Source organism: Cryobacterium serini (genome assembly GCF_004404025.1).
Taxonomy (GTDB): Bacteria; Actinomycetota; Actinomycetes; order Actinomycetales; family Microbacteriaceae; genus Cryobacterium; species Cryobacterium serini.
The window spans coordinates 16,990-38,307 of record NZ_SOHN01000010.1 but is presented as its reverse complement, the minus strand read 5'-3'; the positions used below and the strand labels follow the sequence as shown (position 1 = coordinate 38,307).

General features: G+C 64.1%; 20 protein-coding genes. 18 read left to right on the top strand and 2 right to left on the bottom strand.

Annotated elements, in window-relative coordinates; all coding sequences use genetic code 11:
- Positions 1-297 precede the first annotated feature (297 nt).
- Positions 298-1,263, top strand: coding sequence for a methylenetetrahydrofolate reductase (locus tag E3T51_RS08370; protein WP_241989231.1), 966 nt, complete (start codon positions 298-300; stop codon positions 1,261-1,263).
- A gap of 90 nt (positions 1,264-1,353) precedes the next feature.
- Complete coding sequence (gene metE, locus E3T51_RS08365; RefSeq protein WP_134529459.1) at positions 1,354-3,696, top strand: 5-methyltetrahydropteroyltriglutamate--homocysteine S-methyltransferase; 2,343 nt, start codon at positions 1,354-1,356, stop codon at positions 3,694-3,696.
- Between the two features lie 82 nt (positions 3,697-3,778).
- Here metE and lexA read toward each other — a convergent pair whose 3' ends face one another.
- Positions 3,779-4,489, bottom strand: coding sequence for a transcriptional repressor LexA (lexA, locus tag E3T51_RS08360; protein WP_104192358.1), 711 nt, complete (start codon positions 4,487-4,489; stop codon positions 3,779-3,781).
- 291 nt (positions 4,490-4,780) lie between these two features.
- On the opposite strand from lexA, the gene E3T51_RS08355 reads away from it, so the two are divergent.
- The 8 genes from E3T51_RS08355 (at position 4,781) to E3T51_RS08320 (ending at position 14,817) form a co-directional block, all read left to right on the top strand.
- Positions 4,781-5,206 (top strand): LysM peptidoglycan-binding domain-containing protein, encoded by a 426-nt coding sequence (locus E3T51_RS08355; protein ID WP_134529458.1) that lies wholly within the window; start codon positions 4,781-4,783, stop codon positions 5,204-5,206.
- Between the two features lie 30 nt (positions 5,207-5,236).
- Positions 5,237-6,361, top strand: coding sequence for a histidinol-phosphate transaminase (locus tag E3T51_RS08350; protein ID WP_134529457.1), 1,125 nt, complete (start codon positions 5,237-5,239; stop codon positions 6,359-6,361).
- Between the two features lie 9 nt (positions 6,362-6,370).
- On the top strand, positions 6,371-6,994 hold the full coding sequence (gene hisB, locus E3T51_RS08345; protein WP_104192361.1) for an imidazoleglycerol-phosphate dehydratase HisB: 624 nt from the start codon (positions 6,371-6,373) through the stop codon (positions 6,992-6,994).
- Positions 6,991-7,623 carry an imidazole glycerol phosphate synthase subunit HisH gene (gene hisH / locus E3T51_RS08340; protein WP_134529456.1) on the top strand — a complete coding sequence of 211 codons (633 nt, stop codon included), beginning with the start codon at positions 6,991-6,993 and terminating at the stop codon, positions 7,621-7,623. Before hisB ends, hisH begins: the two co-directional genes overlap by 4 nt.
- 103 nt (positions 7,624-7,726) lie before the next feature.
- Positions 7,727-8,473: a bifunctional 1-(5-phosphoribosyl)-5-((5-phosphoribosylamino)methylideneamino)imidazole-4-carboxamide isomerase/phosphoribosylanthranilate isomerase PriA gene (gene priA / locus E3T51_RS08335; RefSeq protein WP_134529455.1), complete on the top strand. Its 747-nt coding sequence runs from the start codon at positions 7,727-7,729 to the stop codon at positions 8,471-8,473.
- Entirely contained in the window at positions 8,473-9,324 is an 852-nt protein-coding gene (locus E3T51_RS08330) for an SseB family protein (RefSeq protein WP_134529454.1), read from the top strand. Before priA ends, E3T51_RS08330 begins: the two co-directional genes overlap by 1 nt.
- Before the next feature lie 56 nt (positions 9,325-9,380).
- Positions 9,381-14,036 carry an ATP-dependent helicase gene (locus E3T51_RS08325; RefSeq protein WP_134529453.1) on the top strand — a complete coding sequence of 1,552 codons (4,656 nt, stop codon included), beginning with the start codon at positions 9,381-9,383 and terminating at the stop codon, positions 14,034-14,036.
- Positions 14,029-14,817: a DNA-formamidopyrimidine glycosylase family protein gene (locus E3T51_RS08320; protein WP_134529452.1), complete on the top strand. Its 789-nt coding sequence runs from the start codon at positions 14,029-14,031 to the stop codon at positions 14,815-14,817. Before E3T51_RS08325 ends, E3T51_RS08320 begins: the two co-directional genes overlap by 8 nt.
- Before the next feature lie 75 nt (positions 14,818-14,892).
- On the opposite strand, the gene E3T51_RS08315 is transcribed toward E3T51_RS08320, so the two are convergent.
- Positions 14,893-15,246, bottom strand: a complete 354-nt coding sequence (locus E3T51_RS08315; RefSeq protein ID WP_134529587.1) for a DUF1844 domain-containing protein — start codon at positions 15,244-15,246, stop codon at positions 14,893-14,895.
- Between the two features lie 242 nt (positions 15,247-15,488).
- Here E3T51_RS08315 and infC point away from each other — a divergent pair, with 242 nt between their 5' ends.
- The 8 genes from infC (at position 15,489) to E3T51_RS08275 (ending at position 21,242) form a co-directional block, all read left to right on the top strand.
- Positions 15,489-16,211, top strand: coding sequence for a translation initiation factor IF-3 (gene infC, locus E3T51_RS08310; RefSeq protein ID WP_369852438.1), 723 nt, complete (start codon positions 15,489-15,491; stop codon positions 16,209-16,211).
- Positions 16,204-16,398, top strand: coding sequence for a 50S ribosomal protein L35 (rpmI, locus tag E3T51_RS08305; protein ID WP_092111710.1), 195 nt, complete (start codon positions 16,204-16,206; stop codon positions 16,396-16,398). Before infC ends, rpmI begins: the two co-directional genes overlap by 8 nt.
- Before the next feature lie 49 nt (positions 16,399-16,447).
- Positions 16,448-16,840, top strand: a complete 393-nt coding sequence (rplT, locus tag E3T51_RS08300) for a 50S ribosomal protein L20 (protein WP_104196972.1) — start codon at positions 16,448-16,450, stop codon at positions 16,838-16,840.
- Between the two features lie 140 nt (positions 16,841-16,980).
- Complete coding sequence (locus E3T51_RS08295; protein ID WP_134529451.1) at positions 16,981-17,781, top strand: TrmH family RNA methyltransferase; 801 nt, start codon at positions 16,981-16,983, stop codon at positions 17,779-17,781.
- Between the two features lie 103 nt (positions 17,782-17,884).
- On the top strand, positions 17,885-18,673 hold the full coding sequence (locus E3T51_RS08290) for an amino acid ABC transporter ATP-binding protein (protein ID WP_134529450.1): 789 nt from the start codon (positions 17,885-17,887) through the stop codon (positions 18,671-18,673).
- A 92-nt stretch (positions 18,674-18,765) separates the two neighbouring features.
- The gene (locus tag E3T51_RS08285; protein WP_134529449.1) at positions 18,766-19,656 is read left to right on the top strand and encodes a glutamate ABC transporter substrate-binding protein; all 891 of its coding nucleotides are present in this window, start codon (positions 18,766-18,768) and stop codon (positions 19,654-19,656) included.
- A 90-nt stretch (positions 19,657-19,746) separates the two neighbouring features.
- Positions 19,747-20,394 (top strand): amino acid ABC transporter permease, encoded by a 648-nt coding sequence (locus E3T51_RS08280; protein WP_134529448.1) that lies wholly within the window; start codon positions 19,747-19,749, stop codon positions 20,392-20,394.
- The gene (locus E3T51_RS08275) at positions 20,391-21,242 is read left to right on the top strand and encodes an amino acid ABC transporter permease (protein WP_134529447.1); all 852 of its coding nucleotides are present in this window, start codon (positions 20,391-20,393) and stop codon (positions 21,240-21,242) included. Before E3T51_RS08280 ends, E3T51_RS08275 begins: the two co-directional genes overlap by 4 nt.
- Positions 21,243-21,318 lie beyond the last annotated feature (76 nt).

Here is a 21,318-nt window from a genome sequence, read left to right as displayed (position 1 = left end):
GCATCATCGACACGCTCGCAAGACCACGAAGACCCGCGCGCGTCTGGCAGGGTTCGATGGCGTTGCCGGGATGCCTGCCCGCAATAACAGTGACCGCGGGATGACATGAATTGTCATATTCGCCAACGTCAGCGTCGGTGTTGTTAGTGTCTAACCAATCGTTGCCGACGGAATTCGTTCTCCGGCATGGAGCGACAGCCGAGCCCGGCACCCGCCCGCGAAGAACCGCCAGACTCCTGGCGGCGTCCGCGGCCGCCTGGCCACCACCGCTGTACCGCTTCTGCCGAATGAGGAAATATGACCACGACAGGGATTTCTGCGTGTAACGCCCGCCTGGCGTTCTCGTTCGAGGTGTATCCGCCGAAGACGGGCGCCGCAGCATCCGCTCTCACCCGCACCATCGATCACCTGGCCGCAGCCGGTCCCGAGTTCATCTCGGTCACCTACGGAGCCAACGGCTCGTCGCGCAACTCCTCGCTCGACGTGCTGCGCTACATCAAAGATCAGACGAGCGCGGATGCCATGGCCCACCTGACCTGCGTCGGCTCCTCGCACGCAGAGGCGAGCCGTCTCATTCGCGAGTTCCTAGACGCCGGTATTCGCAGCTTCCTGGCCGTTCGAGGAGACGCGCCACAGGGCGCAGCCCCGGACGAAACTACATTTCTCGGGGACCTGCACAGCGCGGGCGAGCTGGTGCAGCTCATCCATCGGGTGCAAACCGAACGCGTGCCGTACACCGAGACGGTCATTCCCGGTCTTCCCGGTGCTCGCGGGGTAAAAACCGAACGCAGCAAGGTTCGTATCGGCGTCGCGGCCTTTCCTAACGGCCACCCCAACTCGCGGTCGGTTAGCCAGGATATCGACACACTGTTGGCCAAGCAGGCCGCCGGGGCCAACCTGGCGATCACCCAGCTGTTTTTCCACGCTGACGACTACCTGAGCTTCATCCAACGCGCCCGCTCCGCCGGAGTGCTCTTTCCTATTCTTCCCGGCATCATGCCGGTGACCAGCCCCAACCGGTTGCGTCGCATCCTGCAGCTCTCCGGTGAAAAGTTGCCGGCCGAACTGTCCATCGAACTCGAGGTCGAACCGACCGAGGAAGGACAGCGCCAGATCGGCATCGACTACGCCGTACGCCTCGCGCAGGACGTTCTCGCGGGCGGTGCCCCCGGCCTGCACCTTTATGCCTTCAACCAGCACGAAACCGTGCTGTCGATTCTCGAGGGGTGTGGGGCGCGTTCGGTGCCCGCCGCCATGCCCTAGGCCTCGCGTCCGTTCAGGCGCGTAGGCCCACCCACCACGTTCATTCTCTTCGACCATTCCAGCCACCAACGCTCCAGTGAAGGAATCACCATGCCCAGCGCGTCCGTATCCAGCACCTTCCCCGCCGGCACCATCCTCGGCTACCCTCGCATCGGCCGGCGGCGGGAGTTGAAGAAGGCCGTCGAAGCATTTTGGTCCGGAGCGATCGATGCGGCGGCTCTGGAAGCCGTCGCCGCCGGGCTGCGGCAGCAGACCCGCGACCGTCTCGTCGATCTCGGTCTCGGTCGCACAGACTCGTCGATCCCCGAGTCGTTCTCGTACTACGACCAGGTACTCGACACCATCGTCGCCGTTGGGGCGATTCCCGGCCGGTTTACCTCCCTCGTCGCCGCAGACGGAACCCTCGACCTGGCTGGCTATTTCACCCTTGCGCGGGGCGAGGGCGAGAACCTGCCGCTCGAAATGACCAAATGGTTCGACTCCAATTACCACTACCTCGTGCCCGAGATCGGCCCGGAGACCGTGTTCTCGCTCGCGAGTGACCGGATCGTGCGTGAATTCCTCGAAGCCAAAGCCGCCGGGTTCCTCACCCGTCCGGTGCTCGTCGGGCCGGTCACATTCCTGCTGCTCAGCAAGGCCAGCGACGGCGCTCCCGCCGGCTTTTCGCCGTTGTCCCGGCTCGATGATCTTCTTCCCGTTTACGCGGCGCTCCTCGCACGGCTGAAAGATGCCGGCGCTGACTGGGTGCAGCTCGACGAGCCGGGCCTGGTCAGTGAATCCATTGATGTGCCGCGCGCCGAGACACTGGCGGCTGTCGCATCCGTTTATGGGCTGCTGGGTCGGTTGACCGTGCGGCCGGCTCTGTTCGTTGCGGCGCCCTATGGCAGCCTCGATGATGCCCTGCCCGTTCTCGCCGCCACAGCCGTTGAAGCAATCGGTCTCGACCTGGTGCGGGGAACTCTGCCGCAGGCGGTACCGGGGCTGGCCGGCAAGACCCTCGTCGCCGGGGTAATCGACGGCCACAACATCTGGCGTGGCGACTTGGCCGGCGCGTATGAAACCGCTGAGAGCGTGCGCGGACTGTCCCCTTCCGTGGCCGTGTCCACGTCGACGTCCCTGCTGCACGTGCCGCACGATGTGCTCGATGAAACGTCGCTTCCGGGCTCGTTGGCGAGCTGGCTGGCCTTTGCCGACCAGAAAGTCGGGCAGGTCGCTACCCTCGCGCAGGGGCTCGTCAAGGGACGGGCCGCTATCGCGGGGTCGTTGGCCGACGCCGCGGCGGCGCTGGCTGCGCGGCACAGTGCCCCTGGCGTGCGCGATGGCGTCGTACGGCACCGTGCTGCGGCGCTCACCGACGCCGACTTCAGCCGCGGCGCTTACGCTGATCGTCTGAGCGCGCAGGATACGGCGTTGCAGCTGCCGCCGTTGCCGACGACGACGATCGGATCGTTCCCGCAGACCGGCGACATACGCCGAACACGCGCCCAGTTTCTCAAGGGAACCATAGCCGCCGACGAATATCGTTCCCTGATGCGCGCCGAGATCCGTCGGGTCGTGGCGCTGCAGGAGGAGATCGGGCTCGACGTGCTCGTGCACGGAGAACCCGAACGCAATGACATGGTGCAGTATTTCGCCGAAAACCTGGATGGGTTTGCCGTGACCGAGAACGGCTGGGTGCAGTCCTACGGCAGCCGCTGCACGCGGCCATCCATTCTGTGGGGCGACGTAGCGCGCCCGGCCCCGATCACCGTGGACTGGTCGGTGTACACGCAGAGCCTGACGGCGAAGCCGGTCAAGGGCATGCTCACCGGACCGGTGACGATCCTTGCCTGGTCCTTTGTGCGCGATGACCAGCCGCTGGGCGAGACCGCCCGCCAGGTGGCACTGGCCCTGCGCGATGAAATCGTTGATTTGGAGGCTGCGGGCATCAAGATCGTTCAGGTCGACGAACCGGCCCTGCGCGAATTGTTGCCGCTGAAGAAGAAGGACCACGCAGACTACCTGGATTGGTCGGTCGGCTCATTCCGTCTCGCCACGGCCGGTGTAGCGGATGCGACCCAGATTCACACCCACCTCTGCTACTCGGAGTTCGGCGTCGTCATCGAAGCCATCCGCAACCTGGACGCAGACGTCACGAGTATCGAGGCGGCCCGTTCCCGGATGGAGGTCGTGCAAGAGATCGAGGCCGGCGGGTTCGACCACGGAATCGGCGCCGGGATCTATGACATCCATTCACCCCGGGTGCCGAGCATAGAGGAACTGACGACCCTGCTCGACACCGCCCTGGAATCGATTCCCGAACGACAGGTCTGGGTGAACCCGGATTGCGGCCTCAAGACGCGTGGCTACGAAGAAACCGTGCAGTCGCTGCAGAATATGCTCGCCGCCACGCGGCTGGTGCGCGAACGCCTGAGCGCCCACGTGAGCGCCTGATACGACCGACGCACTGAGAAAACGGGCCCGACCACCGCTTGGTGGCCGGGCCCGTGTCGTGCGATATCGATCAGGGCGAGGCCTAAACCGAGCGCAGCACCGCGACGACCTTGCCGAGGATGTCGGCAAAGTCGCCGACGATCGGTTCGAAGTTGCTGTTGCGCGGCAGTAGCCAGGTGTGACCATCGCGCTTGCGCAAGACCTTCACCGTGGCCTCGTTGTCGAGCATGGCTGCGACGATCTCGCCGTTCTCTGCGGTCTTCTGCTGGCGAACGACGACCCAGTCGCCGTCGCAGATGGCGGCGTCGATCATGGACTCACCCACGACCTTGAGCATGAACAGCTCTCCCTGTCCCACGAGCTGGCGGGGAAGCGGGAAGATCTCGTCTATCTGCTGGTCGGCCGTGATCGGAATGCCCGCGGCGATGCGACCGACCAGGGGCACCATCGCAGCGTCGCCGACCTGGACTCCCGGGTGAAAGCTATCCTGGTCGCCGGTGCCGGTGCCGACGTCTTCGGGGGCACGTTGAATCTCGATGAGGACTTCGAGGGCACGCGGGCGATTTGGATCGCGGCGCAGGTAACCGCTGAGTTCGAGTTGGTTGAGTTGGTGGGTCACGCTCGACAGAGAGGCAAGACCGACCGCATCGCCGATTTCCCGCATGCTCGGCGGGTAACCGCGCGAACTCACCGAGCGCTGAATCACGTCGAGAATAGCGAGCTGGCGTTGGCTCAAACTCTTGCGGCGCCGAGTGCCGCCCTTATCGCGGGTACCACTGGTGTCTTGTGTCACGATGTGCCCTCCTGGAGTAGGTCCCGCTTGGCCCGAAACCGTGTCACGCGGGAATGTCGGTGGTGTCTGGTTGAGTGTAAATCAAGCAATTGTTCTATCGAAAGTTTATCCAGTTCCACGCCCTGAAACAAACACTTATTCGAGTGTGTTGCGCCAAATTCCGGGCTGAGACGAAAAAAAGCTTGCATGTTCGATTGTTCGAAGTTATATTCGGAATATAGTTTCGTATCTGGCCCTCCCGGCCGAGGGCCGGATACGAGACTCGCAGCCCGCCTACCTTGGAGGTTTGACATGACCACAGTATGTGCACCAGCACTTCCCGTACCGGCAGCCCTCACGCCCACACCGCGTCTTCGCCTCACCCGCCGAGGCCGCCTTGTTTTCACAACTCTCGCGACCGTCCCGCTGGTGATCGGCGCCATGTCTTTGGCCATCAACGGCGGTGCGGCCGGTGCGGTGGACTCCGCCACGGGCATCGACCTCATGTCGTATACGACCGACTCAGGAATCGTTACGACCCTGGCGTACTCGCCAACCGACGTCGGTTCCGCCCGGTTCATCACGGTCGAACCCGGCCAGACCCTGTGGGACCTTGCCGAAGAGATCTCGCCGGCAGCCGACCCTCGCGACGTGGTGGCCGACATCAAACGACTCAACGCCCTGTCGGTTGAAACTTTGCAGCCGGGCCAGCGTCTGGAAATCCCCGCCGACTCCTAAAAGGTATCGGCCGCGGCCCAGGGCCGTAGCATGGAGAGGGTGACCAGTCTCGAAGATCTTCCGCTCCGCACCAATCTGCACGGCCTCACCCCATACGGTGCTCCGCAATTGCACGTTCCGGTGGCGCTGAACGTCAACGAGAACACTCACCCCATTCCCGACTCGGTGGCGCGCGACATCCTCGCTGGCCTGGCCGAAGCCATCCATTCGGTAAACCGGTATCCCGACCGTGAGTTTACGGCCCTGCGCGAGGCGCTGGCCGGGTACCTCGGTGCGGGGCTCACCGCCGACAATATCTGGGCGGCGAACGGGTCGAACGAAGTGCTTCAGCAGGTGCTTCAAGCTTTCGGCGGGCCGGGGCGCAGCCTGCTCGGCTTTGCCCCGACATACTCGATGTACTCGATTCTCGCGTCGGGTACTGACACCACCTGGATTCCGGGCACGCGTGACGCCGACTTCGAGCTCTCGCCGGTCACCGCCGTCAGCGAGGTCACGCGAATCAACCCCGACGTTGTTTTTCTCTGCTCCCCGAACAACCCCACCGGCACCCCGCTCTCGCTCGAGACCATCGCCGCCGTCTACGACGCGACCGACGGCATCGTCGTCGTTGACGAGGCCTACGCCGAATTCGCACCCGCTGGCACCCCGAGTGCGATCACCCTGCTGCCCGGTCGGGAAAGGCTTCTCATTTCGCGCACCATGAGCAAAGCCTTCGCCTTTGCCGGTGCCCGGGTCGGCTACCTGGCTGCCGATCCCGCGGTAACGGATGCCCTGCGCCTGGTGCGTCTGCCGTACCACCTCTCGGCTCTGACTCAGGCCGCTGCGAACGCCGCCCTGGCGCACAGCGGCGAGATGCTCGCCATGGTCGACGAGATTCGGGGGCAGCGCGACCGACTTGTGGTTGAGCTTGCCCGCCTGGGCTATTTTCCGCACCGAAGCTGGAGTAACTTCGTGCTGTTTGGAGGAGTGGCCGACCCGCAGGAGACTTTTGCGGCGTTGCTCGCTGAGGGAATTCTCATTCGGGACGTTGGTATTCCCGGCCACTTGCGGGTGACGGCCGGTACCGAGAAGGAGACGTCACAGTTCCTCGAGGCGTTGGCTCGCGTGGGGCGCACAGCGACGCCCGGGCAAACCGATTCGGCCCAAGCCGAATAAGCTAGCAGTATGAGTTCACCTGTCGGCATTTCCGCGCCCCGCGTCGCACACCTGCAACGGGAGACGAGTGAATCCAGCATCGACCTCTCGCTCAACCTTGACGGTACCGGCGTCAGTGATATCCGCACCTCGGTGCCGTTCTACGACCACCTCCTCACCGCGTTCGCGAAACACTCACTGTGCGATCTCACCGTGCGCGCTTCCGGCGACATTGAAATTGATGTGCACCACACGGTCGAAGACGTGGGAATCGTGCTCGGCCAGGCTATTCGCCAGGCGCTCGGCGATAAGTCGGGCATCTCGCGCTACGGCGATGCGCTGGTGCCACTCGACGAGGCCCTCGCGCAAGCCGTCGTCGACATCTCGGGTCGCCCCTACTTGGTGCACACGGGTGAACCGGCAGGCTTCGAATTCCACCTCATCGGCGGACACTTTACCGGCTCCATGGTGCGTCATGTCTTCGAAGCCATCACTTTTCACGCCGGGTTGACCGTGCACGTCACCGTGCTGGGCGGTCGCGACCCGCACCACATCGCCGAAGCCGAGTTCAAGGCTTTCGCCCGGGCTTTTCGTCTCGCCAAGGCTCTCGACCCGCTGGTGCACGGTATTCCGTCGACCAAGGGTGCCCTGTGACCCGGGTCGTTGTCTTCGACTACGGCACGGGTAATGTGCACTCCGCGGTCAAGGCACTCGAGCTGGCGGGCGCTGACGTCACCCTGACGAGCGATCGTAAGGTCGCACTCGAGGCCGATGGCCTCGTCGTGCCGGGTGTTGGTGCGTTCAGCGCTGTGATGGCCGCGCTCAAAGCTGTGCGCGGCGACGAGATCGTCGATCGTCGCCTGGCTGGCGATCGTCCGGTGCTTGGCATCTGCGTGGGCATGCAGGTCATGTTTGAACACGGTGTCGAGCGTGGGATCGACACCGAGGGACTCGGTGAATGGCCCGGAACGGTCACCGAACTTCGCGCACCGATCCTGCCGCACATGGGTTGGGACACCGTCACGAGCGCCCCTGACTCCGTGCTTTTCCGAGGAATCGAAGAGGAACGGTTTTATTTCGTGCACTCGTACGCGGCCCAATCCTGGACCCTCGAGGTCATGCCGCCGTTTCCCGAGCCCCGGCTCACCTGGGCAGAACACGGGGCACCGTTTCTGGCTGCGGTCGAGAACGGCCCGCTCAGCGCCACCCAGTTTCACCCTGAAAAATCGGGTGAGGCTGGCATCCGCTTGTTGAAGAACTGGATCGGCACTCTGCGCGACTAGCGCGGTGCGCCTAGACTTCACAATTCGCACCTCCCGCGTACCTCACACCGGCACCTGCCATGAAACTGGTCGCAGCACGCGACCGCACAAACCAAGGACACCAATGAGCGAGTTCAATAAGACACCGAGGCTCGTCCTCCTGCCCGCCGTCGATGTGGCCGGCGGTAAGGCAGTGCGCCTGACAAAGGGGGAGGCTGGCACGGAAACGAACTACGGTGACCCCGTCGAGGCTGCGTCTGATTGGGCGCGGCAGGGCGCAGAGTGGATACACCTCGTGGACCTCGACGCGGCATTCGGCCGGGGTAACAATACCGGTGTGATCAAGAAGGTCATCCGTCAGGTCAAGGGTGTCAACATCGAGCTGTCCGGTGGTATCCGCGATGACGAGTCACTCGAAGCGGCACTGACCACGGGCGTCAAACGCATCAACCTGGGAACTGCGGCACTCGAAAACCCGGAGTGGGCGGCGAGCGTCATCGCGCAATACGGCGACGCCGTTGCCGTCGGCCTAGACGTGCGTGGTACGACCCTCGCCGCACGCGGCTGGACAAAAGACGGTGGAGACCTCTGGCAGGTGCTGGAACGTCTCGAAGAAGCCGGCTGCGCCCGCTACGTCGTAACCGACGTCACTAAGGACGGCACCCTGCAGGGTCCGAACATTGACCTGCTTCGCCAAGTGCTCGACCGCACCCGCAAACCCGTGATCGCCTCCGGAGGCATCTCCAGTCTCGATGACATTGAAGCCCTGCGCAGCCTGGTGCCGCTCGGGCTTGAAGGTGCGATCGTGGGCAAGGCGCTGTATGCGGGCGCATTCACCCTTGCCGAGGCATTGGATGTCGCGGGGGACTAATGGCGAAGGCGCGAAACCTCGGTTCCACCGGCGATTCAACGGGACGTTTGGGCGGTGACGCGCCGTCAGGTCAACCCGGCGATCACATCGAGTCGGCCAACACGGCCGACTCTGCCGGCCAGCCGTGGGCGGGTCGCGAGTTCGAGGCAAATCTCGATGCCGGCGATGACGGATCTGCACCCGCACCCCTTGCTGAGGCGCTCGCCCGCTTTCAGGCGCGAGAGGCCGGCGAAGAGAGCGTCATCGATGCCATTCGCGGCTCCCGCCTGCTCATCCCCCTGGTGACCAAACTCGGCGATGTCGCCCTAAACGAACGCGGCCAGACGATCGACAAAACCCAGGAGCTGTCGATCATCACGGTGGCCGGTCCGGACGGCCGCACCGTACTGCCTGCTTTCTCTTCAACCGCCGCCATGACGGTCTGGAACCCCCTCGCCCGGCCCGTTCCAGCGGATGCCGTGCGCGTCGCCCTGGCCGCCGCGCAGGAAAATACCGACCTCGTCGTGCTCGACCCGACCTCGCCCGGTGAATTCGTCATTCGACGTCCGGCCCTGTGGGCCATCGCCCAATCCTTGCCGTGGACACCGAGTTACGCCAATCACCACGTCGCCGACGCGTTCACGGCATCGATCGCAACCGAGCTTTCGGTCCTGACCGTTCAGCTCTCCGCCGGTGATCCGCTTGGCCATCTCATCGGCCCCGAGCTCGTGGTTCAACTGGAACTGGTCGACGGCCTCAGCCAGACTGACCTCGACGCAATCCTCACTCGTCTCGGCACTCGCTGGTCGGAAAGCGAGACCATCACGGCCGGCGTTGATTCGTTGAGCGTCAAGCTCGTCGCCTCGGCCTGATACCCGATATTGGCCGTGTTCAGTGGGCTGTCGGTGGGTCAGGCGACAATGACGGTATGACCGACGTTCTCGATCGATTCTCCCCGGCGGCCCGGGCATGGTTCACCGAGGCGTTTGCTGCGCCCACCGCAGCGCAGCTCGGTGCGTGGACTGCGATCGCGCAAGGGTCGCACGCCCTCGTCGTGGCCCCCACTGGATCGGGCAAGACCCTCGCCGCATTCCTCTGGGCCATCGACCGGCTGGCGCACGAGTCAGAACCGGTATCAGCCGAGCGCGGTACCCGTGGGCGCGGAACCCGTGTGCTTTATATCTCACCGCTCAAAGCCCTCGGCGTCGATGTTGAACGCAACCTCACCGCCCCGCTAGTGGGAATCAGCCGGGCCGCGCAACGCCTCGGACTTCAGCCGCCACAGGTCACGGTCGGTGTGCGTTCCGGAGACACTCCGAGCGCCGACCGCCGCAAATTGGTCACCTCGCCCCCCGACATCCTCATCACCACTCCGGAATCCTTGTTTCTGATGCTGACGTCGGCAGCTCGGGAATCGTTGAGAGATGTGCAGACGGTCATCATCGACGAGATACACGCGGTCGCGGCCAGTAAGCGCGGCGCCCACCTCGCCGTATCTCTCGAACGCCTCGACGCGCTCCTCGGCCACCCGGCCCAGCGCATCGGGCTGTCGGCCACCGTACGCCCGCAGAGCGAAGTGGCGCGCTTTCTCGGTGGCGCCGCGTCCGTTCAGATCGTCGCGCCGCCCACCCAGAAACGGTTCGACCTGCGAGTGGTCGTGCCGGTTGAGGACATGAGCGACCTCGGACCGGTACCGCAACGCGAAGGGGTCACATCGGCCGCTGCTCCGCAAACCGGGTCTATCTGGCCCCACGTTGAGGAGGCCATCGTTGACGAGGTGCTGGCGCACTCCTCGAGCATTGTGTTCGCGAATTCACGGAGACTTACTGAACGCCTGACCGCCCGGTTCAACGAAATCTATGCCGATCGCCTGGCCGGGGCGGAGGCATCCGCTCTGGTGCCCGTCTTGGCTGCCGAGGGCGAGATAGCCGAACACGGTGTGATGCGCCCGCCGGCCGAACTGATGGGGGCAAGCGGGCAGAGCGCAGGCGCCGCGCCGTTGCTCGCGCGGGCGCATCACGGGTCGGTCAGTAAGGAACAACGGGCGCTCATTGAAGACGACCTGAAATCGGGGCGGCTGCGCTGTGTCGTCGCGACCTCGAGCCTGGAACTCGGTATCGACATGGGTGCCGTCGACCTGGTCGTGCAGGTTGAATCGCCACCGTCGGTGTCGAGCGGGCTGCAGCGGCTCGGCCGCGCCGGGCACCAAGTGGGTGAGATTTCGCGCGGGGTGATCTACCCCAAGCATCGAGCCGACCTTATCCACGCGGCGGTTGCCGCCGAGCGCATGGTGGCCGGCGCCATCGAATCCCTGCGGGTACCAACCAACCCGCTCGACATTCTGGCGCAGCAGACTGTCGCAGCCTGCGCGCTCGAGCCCATCGACGTGGAGACCTGGTTTGACACGGTGCGGCGCAGCGCACCGTTTGCGACCCTGCCACGCTCGGCCTACGAGGCGACCCTCGACCTGCTCGCCGGGCGCTACCCGTCTGACCAGTTCGCCGAACTGCGCCCCCGCATTGTCTGGGATCGAGACGCCGGTACCCTGACCGGGCGGCCCGGAGCGCAACGCCTGGCCGTGACAAGCGGCGGCACCATCCCCGACCGCGGCCTGTTCGGCGTCTTCATGGTCGGTGGGGAACAGGTCACCGGCAAACGGGTCGGTGAACTCGACGAGGAGATGGTCTACGAGTCGCGTGTGAACGACGTCTTCGCCCTCGGCACCACGAGCTGGCGTATCCAGGAGATCACGCACGACCGGGTGCTCGTCGTCCCTGCTTTCGGCCAGCCAGGAAGGCTTCCGTTCTGGAAGGGTGATGGGCTCGGCCGCCCGTCCGAACTCGGCCAGGCCATCGGGGCGTTCGTGCGCGAGGTCGGGGCCCTGCCTCCCCTCGAAGCTCAGGCTCGCTGCGCGGTGGGCGGCCTCGACCAGCGCGCAATCAACAACCTGCTGGCCTTCCTCGCCGAGCAGCGCGCGGTCACCGGGCAGCTCCCAACCGACCGCACCCTCGTGGTCGAACGCTTTCGCGATGAACTGGGCGACTGGCGGGTTGTGCTGCACTCCCCGTTCGGCACTCCGGTGCACGCGCCGTGGGCGCTCGCCGTGGGCGCTCGGGTGCGCGAACGCTACGGAATCGACGGCTCCTGTGTTGCGAGTGACGACGGTATCGTCGTGCGCATCCCCGACACCGAAACCGAACCGCCCGGCAGTGAACTCTTCGTTTTCGACCCCGATGAGCTTGAGCAGATCGTCATCGACGAGGTCGGTGGCTCAGCCCTGTTCGCTTCCCGGTTTCGGGAGTGCGCTGCCCGGGCACTGCTGCTGCCCAGGTACAAACCCGGTGCCCGTTCGCCGCTGTGGCAACAAAGGCAGAAGGCCGCCCAACTGCTCGACGTGGCCCGCACCTTTCCCACCTTTCCGATCATTCTCGAGACCCTGCGTGAATGCCTTCAAGACGTGTACGATTTGCCGGCCCTCGCGGTGTTGTCCCGGCAGATCGCCTCCCGCGAATTGCGTCTGGTTGACACCGTGACCGAGACCGCCAGCCCGTTCGCGAGCACACTGCTGTTCGGCTACGTCGCCGCCTTCATGTACGAGGGCGACACCCCGCTCGCCGAGCGGCGCGCCACCGCCCTTGCCATCGATTCGAGCCTGCTCGCCGAACTGCTGGGGCGGGTCGAACTACGTGAGCTCCTCGACCCGAGTGTCATCGCCCAAACCGACCGAGAACTGCAACGGCTCGCGCCGGATTACCTGGCCAAGGGCATGGAAGGTGTCGCCGATCTGTTGCGCACCCTGGGCCCGCTCAGCACCACCGAGGTCTCCGAGCGGATGCTCAATCTCCCGCCGGAATCGCAGCCCGCGCAGGGCCCGCCCGGCCTCCTTCCCGCCGAGCAGGCCCTGCTGGGCCTGGTCGATCTGCGCCGCGCTGTGCGCGTGAGCATCGGAGGTGAGGAACGCTGGGCCGCGGTCGAAGACGCCAGCCGATTGCGCGATGCGCTCGGCGTTCCCCTGCCGATCGGGGTGTCCGCCGCGTTTACCGAATCCGTGGCTGATCCGCTCGGCGATCTAGTGAGCCGCTACGCACGCTCGCACGGGCCCTTCACCACCGGCGCTGTCGCCGACCGGTTTGGCCTCGGCACGGCCGTCGTGCAGATTGCCCTCGGACGCCTCGCCGACGCCCGGCGTATAGTGGCTGGCGAATTCCGGCCAAACGGTACCGGCTTGGAATGGTGCGACTCCGAGGTGCTGCGGCGCCTGCGCCGGCGCTCCCTTGCGGCGCTTCGGCACGAGGTGGAACCGGTGGACCAGCAGGCCATCGGACGGTTCCTGCCGGTCTGGCAGCACGTGGGAGGCAAGCTGCGCGGAATCGACGGCGTCGCATCCGTTGTGGAACAGCTCGAAGGGGCGCGCATTCCGGCGTCCGCCTGGGAGACGCTCATTTTGCCGGCCCGAGTGAGCGACTACCAACCGGGCATGCTCGACGAACTCACCAACGCGGGGGAGGTGCTCTGGGCGGGCGCGGGAACCCTCGCCGGCAACGATGGTTGGGTCAGTCTGCACCTGGCGGAAACGGCCCAGCTCACCCTGCCGCTCCCCATCGATGTGGAGACCACGCCGCTCCAGCAGGAGATCCTCGCGACTCTGGGCGGTGGCGGTGCATACTTCTTCCGGCAGCTGGCGGATGCCGTCGGCAGCCAGGACGACGCCGCACTGGTGCAGGCGTTGTGGGACCTGGTCTGGTCCGGTTTGATCAACAATGACACGTTCGCTCCGGTGCGGTCGCTGTTGGCCGGCGGGCATACGGCCCACCGGCAGAGCAGGGCCGCGCCGCGCGCCCGTCTGCATCGCGGGCGTTCGATGCCGCGGCCGAACCTGCCGAGTCGCAGTGGTCCGCCGACGGTGTCGGGTCGCTGGTCGATCCTTCCGGTGGCCGACGAGTCGCCGACGCGTCGCGCGCATGCCCTGGGGGAGACCCTGCTCGAGCGTTACGGTGTGGTGACGCGGGGAGCGGTGATGGCCGAAGGTGTTCTGGGCGGATTCTCCCTCGTTTACCGCACGCTCACCGGGTTTGAAGAGATGGCCCGCTGCCGCCGCGGCTATTTCATCGAAGGGCTCGGCGCCGCCCAGTTCGCTACCGGTGGCACGATCGACCGGCTGCGTACCTTCGCAGTGGGGCCGTCCGACTCGTCGGGCACGCGCAGGGCCGCACCGGCCAGTGCGATAGCCCTGGCCGCGACGGATCCGGCGAACGCCTATGGCGCCGCGCTGCCCTGGCCGACCCTGCCTGGTGACACCACCCACCGACCGGGCCGGAAGGCGGGTGCACTCGTCGTTCTTGTCGACGGTGCCCTCGTGCTGTACGTCGAGCGCGGCGGCAAAACGGTGGTGGCTTTTGAAACGGATGAGCAGGTGCTCGAGGCGGCCACCGTGAGTCTGGCCGCCCTGGTCACCAACGGTCGCGTGCAGAGGATCGCGGTGGAAACGGTCAACGGTGTGTTCGTGATCGGCACCGACGTGGGCGTGGCCCTGCGCTCAGCCGGGTTCACCGAGACTCCGAAAGGGCTGAGGCTGCGTGCCTGAGGGCGATACCGTCTATCGCACCGCGCGCACCCTCGACCAGGCCCTGCGCGGCAGCATCCTGACCGGCTGCGACATTCGGGTACCCGCTTTCGCCACCGTCGATCTGTCGGGGCAGACCGTGCACGAGGTGGTCAGTCGCGGCAAACACCTGCTGCACCGGGTCGGTGAGACGAGCATCCACTCGCACTTGAAGATGGAGGGGGCCTGGCACCTCTACCGGCCAAACACACGGTGGCAGCGGCCAGCCTTCCAGGCACGAATCGTGCTGCAGACGGCCGAGTGGGTCGCCGTCGGCTTCGAACTCGGCGTGCTGGAGCTTGTGCCGACCCGGGGGGAGTCCGAGGTGGTCGGCTACCTCGGACCCGACCTGCTCGATACCGGCTGGGGAGCGGGCGAGCGGGCGGAGGCCGCCAATCGCCTCGCCGCTCGGCCCGAACAACCGGTCATTCTGGCCCTCGCCGACCAGCGCAACCTGGCTGGGCTCGGCAACGTCTACGTCAACGAGCTCTGTTTTCTGCGCGGATTGCTGCCGAACCGGCCCATGGCCGACGTCACCGACGTGCCAGGGCTCGTGGGCCTGGCCCGGCGCCTGATCCTGGCCAACAAAGACCGCGACGAACGCACGACCACGGGCAACCTGCGCCGCGGAGCCCAAACCTGGGTCTACGGGCGAGGGGGGCAAGCGTGCCGTCGCTGCGGTACCCCTATCCGTCGTGGCACCCTGGGCCGAAGTGATGTCGAGCAGCGCAACACCTTCTGGTGCCCGCGCTGCCAGACCTGACTTGAGACGCCGCCGGGGAACGCAAAACGGATGCCGACGGTCGGTGACCAGCGGCATCCGTTCGTCGGAAGGAAGTTAGTTGACCGGGCCGGTGTACTTCTCACCGGGGCCCTCGCCGATCGCGTCGGGGATGGCGGACGCCTCGCGGAACGCGAGCTGCAGGGAGCGCAGGCCGTCGCGCAGGCTGCGGGCGTGCATGTCGGCAATGTCGGGAGCGGCGGCCGTGACCAGTCCGGCGAGGGCCGTGATGAGCTTGCGTGCTTCGTCCAGGTCGATCTGGGCCTCGGGATCTTCGGCGAGGCCGCACTTCACGGCGGCCGCGCTCATCAAGTGCACTGCGGCCGTGGTGATGATCTCCACAGCGGCCACATCGGCGATATCGCGTGTCGCCTGCGCTGCCTCCTGCTCAAGAACCGCCTCGTACTCCAGGCTCGCATCCTGCTCAAAACCTGTATCGTGCTCAAAACTTTGGCTCACTGCATTCCTCTGCTAGGCTGATCATTGGTTCCGGGACAATAGTCTCGGTACGAAAGTGGAGAATCTCCCACCCGCGCATACCGCTTCATCAAGGTTACCGGGTAGTTCGCACTCCGCCGTCGTTCCATCACCTCCCTTGGGGAAGATGACAGAGCGAGGGTAGACAGGGTGTCGTGTGAAGCAGGTCAACGAGAATGTTGGCTTGGAAAACGCGTGATTTTCCTCTCTTCGTCCCCAGTCGGCATCCGCTGGCTGGTTGTGATCACGAAGTTAACCAGGAGGAGAGACGCATCAGCGATCCCCGTACAAATGACCGTATACGCGTCCCCGAAGTTCGTCTCGTTGGTCCCAACGGCGAGCAGGTCGGGGTCGTGGCGATTGATGTTGCCCTGCGCCTGGCACAGGATGCCGACCTCGACCTCGTCGAAGTTGCACCCGAAGCCAAGCCGCCCGTGGCCAAGATCATGGACTACGGCAAGTTCAAGTACGAGGCTGCGCAGAAGGCCAAGGAGGCCAGGCGCAACCAGGCGAACACGATCCTCAAAGAGGTTCGGTTCCGTCTCAAGATTGATACGCACGACTACGAAACCAAGCGCAAACGCGCCGAAGGCTTCCTGAAGAGCGGTGACAAGGTCAAGGCCATGATTCTTTTTCGTGGCCGTGAACAGTCCCGGCCCGATCAGGGCGTACGACTGCTCCAAAAATTTGCCGAGGATGTCGCCGAGTACGGTTCCGTGGAATCTACTCCGATGATCGACGGTCGAAACATGGTCATGGTGATTGGCCCGTTGAAAAACAAGTCAGAAGCCAAGGCTGAGATTAACGCCCACAAGGCTGCCGAGAAGGCAGACAAGGTCGCCGATAAGGCAGACAAGGTTGCCGATAAGGCAGCGAAACAGGAGGAACCACATGCCTAAGATGAAGACCCACTCCGGAACCAAGAAGCGTTTCAAGGTCACCGGCAGCGGAAAGATCATGAAGCAGCAGGCCGGACTTCGACACAACCTCGAGGTCAAGAGCACGCAGCGCAAGTCCCGTTTGAACCAGGACCAGGTGCTGGCTAAGTCGGATCAGAAGACCATCAAGAAGCTTCTCGGTCTGTAATTTTTAGGTCAGTAAACAGGCCTCGTTAACGAATAAGGATTTGTAAAAAATGGCAAGAGTAAAGAGGGCCGTAAACGCCCACAAGAGTCGCCGCGTTATTCTCGAACGCGCCAAGGGCTACCGCGGTCAGCGTTCACGCCTGGTCACCAAGGCCAAGGAGCAGCTCACTCACTCCTTCACCTATAGCTACCGTGACCGTCGCGCACGCAAGGGCGACTTCCGTCGCCTGTGGATCCAGCGGATCAACGCTGCATCGCGCGCGAACGGCCTTACCTACAACCGTCTGATCCAGGGCCTCGGCCTGGCGGGCATCGAGGTTGACCGTCGTATCCTCGCCGACCTGGCCGTCAACGAGGCAGCGACGTTCGCCGCCCTCGTCGAGAGCGCCAAGGCAGCCCTTCCCGCCGACACCTCGGCACCGAAGGTCGCCGTCACGGCGTAAAGCGCTACCTGATCGATTCGTCACCGGTTGCCTCCTGGGCGTTATGTGGTGAAGTGGTCAAAATTTTCAGATGAAGGAGCGGGCGACGCGGTCGTCCGCTCCTTTTCTGTACCCAACGTTGTGCCTCTAAACTGGGGTACATGCTTGATAATCCACGTTCACCGCGCGTCCGTTCCGTCGCAAAACTTGCCAAGCGCGATGCGCGCCTCGAGTCCGGTCTTTTTCTGCTCGAAGGCCCGCAGGCCGTTTCCGAAGCCCTCACCTTTCGTCCAGAGCTTGTCGTGGAGCTGTTCGCTACGCCCACAGCCCTCGACCGCTACGCCGATCTGGCCCAGAAGGCCGTTGACGCCCAGGTCGAGGTGGAGTTCGTCTCCGAGGAGGTGCTCGAGGCCATGGCTGACACGGTCACCCCGCAGGGCTTCGTGGCCGTCTGCCACCAGTTCCCCACGTCGGTAAAAAAGATCTTCAACGCCGAACCCAAGCTCGTCGCGATTCTCGAAGAGGTACGCGACCCGGGCAACGCCGGCACCATCATTCGGGCAGCGGATGCCGCGGGCGCGGATGCCGTCATCCTCACCGGTCGCAGCGTCGACCTGTACAACCCCAAGGTCATCCGTTCCTCGACCGGCTCCATCTTTCACCTGCCCGTCGCGATCGCGGCTGATCTCTCCGACGTGCTCGATCGTGCCAAGGCCGCCGGGCTGCAGCTGTTCGCCGCCGACATCAAGGGCTCGGACTTGCTCACAGCCCGCAACGAGGGGCTGCTCGCGAAACCGACCGTGTGGGTTTTTGGTAATGAAGCTCGCGGCTTGACCGACGAAGACCTGGCCCGGGTCGACCGCAGTGTGAGCGTACCGATCTACGGCGAAGCCGAGTCGATGAACCTCGCAACCGCGGCATCCGTTTGCCTGTATGAGAGCGCGTTCGCCCAGCGCGCCTGACCTGCTGCCTAGCACAAATACACGATGCCCGGACTGTTACAAAAGCGTTGCTGTCCGGGCATTTGGCATGTCCAGACATGCGTTCTGTCCTAAGTTAGGGAGTATGGAGCCCACAGATTCGTCCCCGGCCACCTCGAACATCACCGTTCGTCGGGGCGAACCGCTAGTCGTCGTAAAAGACATCAACAAGCACTACGGAGAACTGCACGTTCTCAAGAACATCAACGCCGTGGTCAACCGCGGCGAGGTGGTCGTGGTCATCGGACCGAGCGGGTCGGGCAAATCCACCCTGTGCCGCGCGATCAACCGCCTCGAAACCATCGATGACGGTGTCATCACCATTGACGGTGTGAAGCTTCCGGAAGAGGGCAAAGCACTGGCCCGTCTGCGCGCTGACGTCGGAATGGTCTTTCAGGCGTTCAACCTGTTCGCGCATAAGACCGTGCTCGACAACGTCACTCTCGGCCCAATCAAGGTGCGTGGCCTGTCGAAAGCTGACGCCGAGAAGAAGGCCATGGCTCTGCTCGAGCGAGTTGGCGTGGCCAACCAAGCTGGCAAAATGCCGTCCCAGCTCTCGGGTGGCCAGCAGCAGCGCGTCGCCATCGCGCGCGCCCTCGCCATGGAGCCGAAACTGATCCTGCTCGACGAACCGACCAGCGCCCTCGACCCCGAGATGATCAACGAGGTGCTTGAGGTCATGGTCGACCTCGCCAACGAGGGTATGACGATGATCGTCGTCACCCACGAGATGGGCTTCGCCCGCAAAGCTGCGGACCGCGTCATCTTCATGGCCGAGGGCGAAATCGTGGAAGAGTCTTCACCCGAGGAGTTCTTCACGAATCCGCAGAGCGCGCGCGCGCAGGACTTTCTGTCCAAAATTCTCGACCACTAACCCGTCGCACGCCTACTCGCGCGGCGTCACCGACTACAGGGTCGGCACAATTTATCCTGACAACTCCCTTCCCAACCAGAAAAGGAATCACAATGCGTAAGAAACTCAGTCTCCTGGCCACAGCAGCCACGGCGGCACTGCTTCTGGCCGGATGCGCCGGCGGAGATACCACAGACACGGGATCGTCCGACGCCCCAGCGGCGGGCGCCTTCGAGGTCGCCAGCGAAGTGTCCCTGACCGGCAGCCCCACGTACGAAGCCATGAAGTCGGCTGACAAGGTCGTCATCGGTGTCAAGGAAGACCAGCCGGGCCTCGGGTTCCTCGACGCCACAACCGGGGAACGAACCGGATTCGACATCGAAATCGCCGAATGGGTTGCCGCCTCGCTCGGATTCTCCCAGGACAAGATCGAGTACAAGGCCATTCCGAGCGCGAACCGCGAGTCCGCCATCGTCAATGGTGACATCGACTACTACGTCGGAACCTACTCGATCACCGACAAGCGTAAGGACCAGATCGACTTCGCCGGACCGTACTTCATCACCGGCCAGGGCCTCCTGGTCGCCGCTGACAACGATACGATCAAGAGCGAAGACGACCTCGCCGGCAAGACCGTCTGTTCTGCTACCGGCTCAACGCCGCTGCAGAACATCACGGCCAACTTCCCTGACACCGAGACGAATTCCTTCGACACCTACTCGCAGTGTGTCGAAGCTCTCAAGGACGGCCAGACCGACGCGGTCACGACCGACCAGGCCATCCTGATCGGCTACGCATCGCAGGACCCCGACAACCTCAAGGTCGTCGGCGAGCCGTTCTCGGTCGAGAACTATGGCGTAGGCCTGCCGAAGGGTGACGACGCCCTTCGCGCCTTCATCAACGACATGTTCACCAATGGCAACGACAGCTGGCAGGCCATCTATGACGAGACCCTGGGCCTCTCGGGCACGGTGGTCGAGCAGCCCGCGGTTGACGCGTACTAAGCACCACGATCAAGGGGTCGGTGGCGGCACGCTGTTGCCACCGACCCGTATCGACTTGTCATATCAAGAATGAAAGGAGAGGTTCGGCCCATGGACACACTGCTCAATAACCTCGACGTCTTCGTCGACGGGTTCACTTTGACGCTGCAGGTGTTCCTCTGGGCCGCCCTCTTCGCCCTGATTCTCGGAACCATCGTCGGCGCCATGCGCGTTTCTCCCGTCGCCCCCATGCGCTGGGTCGGCACCGGCTATGTCAACCTCGTGCGCAACACCCCGCTGACCCTGCTCATGTTCTTCTTCGCTTTCGGGTACCCCAAGCTTGATCTCCCCAACGTCAGCTACACCACGTTAGCGATCTTCGCGTTGGGACTCTATACCGCCACCTACGTCGCCGAGACGCTCCGCGCCGGTATCAACACGGTTCCGCTCGGTCAGGCGGAAGCTGCCCGTGCGATCGGGCTCACCTTCGGCCAAAGCATGTCGCACATTTTGATGCCGCAGGCGTTTCGCGCCGTGATTCCGCCCATGATGAGTGTGTTCATAGCGCTGCTCAAGAACACCACGGTTGCCGCGGGTTTCTCCGTCGCCGAGGCCGGGTACATTCGTGCGAGCCTGTCCGAGCGCGGTGAACCCGCCATCGTCGTTCTGCTCTGGGTAGCCTTGTTCTTCATCCTGCTCGTGGCCGTTCTATCCTTTGTTCAGCGAATGCTGGAGAACCGTTTGAAGGTGTTGCGATGAGTAACGTGTTGTTTGATACTCCCGGCCCCCGCGCTCGCGTGCGCCACCGTTACATCGGTGCGGTCACCCTGCTCGTCGTGCTCGCCATCTTTGGTTTCATTCTGTATCGCTTCATTGCAACGGACCAGTTCACTGCACAAAAATGGGACATCTTCACCGTTCCATATGCGCAGGGCAAGATCGTCGAAGCCACACTCGCCACGCTGAGCGCATTCGGCCTCGCCGCGGTGCTCAGTCTCACACTCGGGCTGCTGCTCATGGTCGGCCGGGTCTCGAAGCATAAATGGATCAGTGCGCCAACCTACATTTTCGTTGAGTTGTTCCGCGCTGTTCCGCTGCTGATCCTGATCATGATCATGTACTACGGCCTTCCGCCGCTCGGCTACACCTTTGTCACCCCCTTCATTGCCGTCGTAACCGGGCTCACGCTGTACAACGGTTCCGTGCTGTCTGAAGTGTTTCGCGCCGGCATCGAATCGCTGCCGAAGGGGCAGGCCGAGGCTGCCTACGCGATTGGAATGACCAAGACTCAGGTCATGCGCATGATCCTGCTGCCGCAGGCTCTGCGTGCCATGGCTCCGGTGATCGTGTCGCAGCTCGTCGTCGTGCTCAAGGACACTGCCCTAGGATTCATCGTCACCTTCCAGGAGCTGTTGTATCTGGCTAAGTCCTACGGCACACAGGTGCAGCTCGGGTCACCGATCATCCCCTCGACCATCGTCGTCGCGGCTATCTACATCTCGCTCTGCCTGCTGTTGGCGGGCCTCGCAAAGTTCATCGAGGTGCGCACCAAGCGTGGCCCCGCCAAGAACATCAGGGCGCAGCAACTGGTCAACGAAGCCGCATAGGCAAGCGGATGCCCGTTCCGGCCCACGGGGCCGTGCCGGGCGGGCCGGTCCGTTGCACGCACTAAACTTGGGCCTT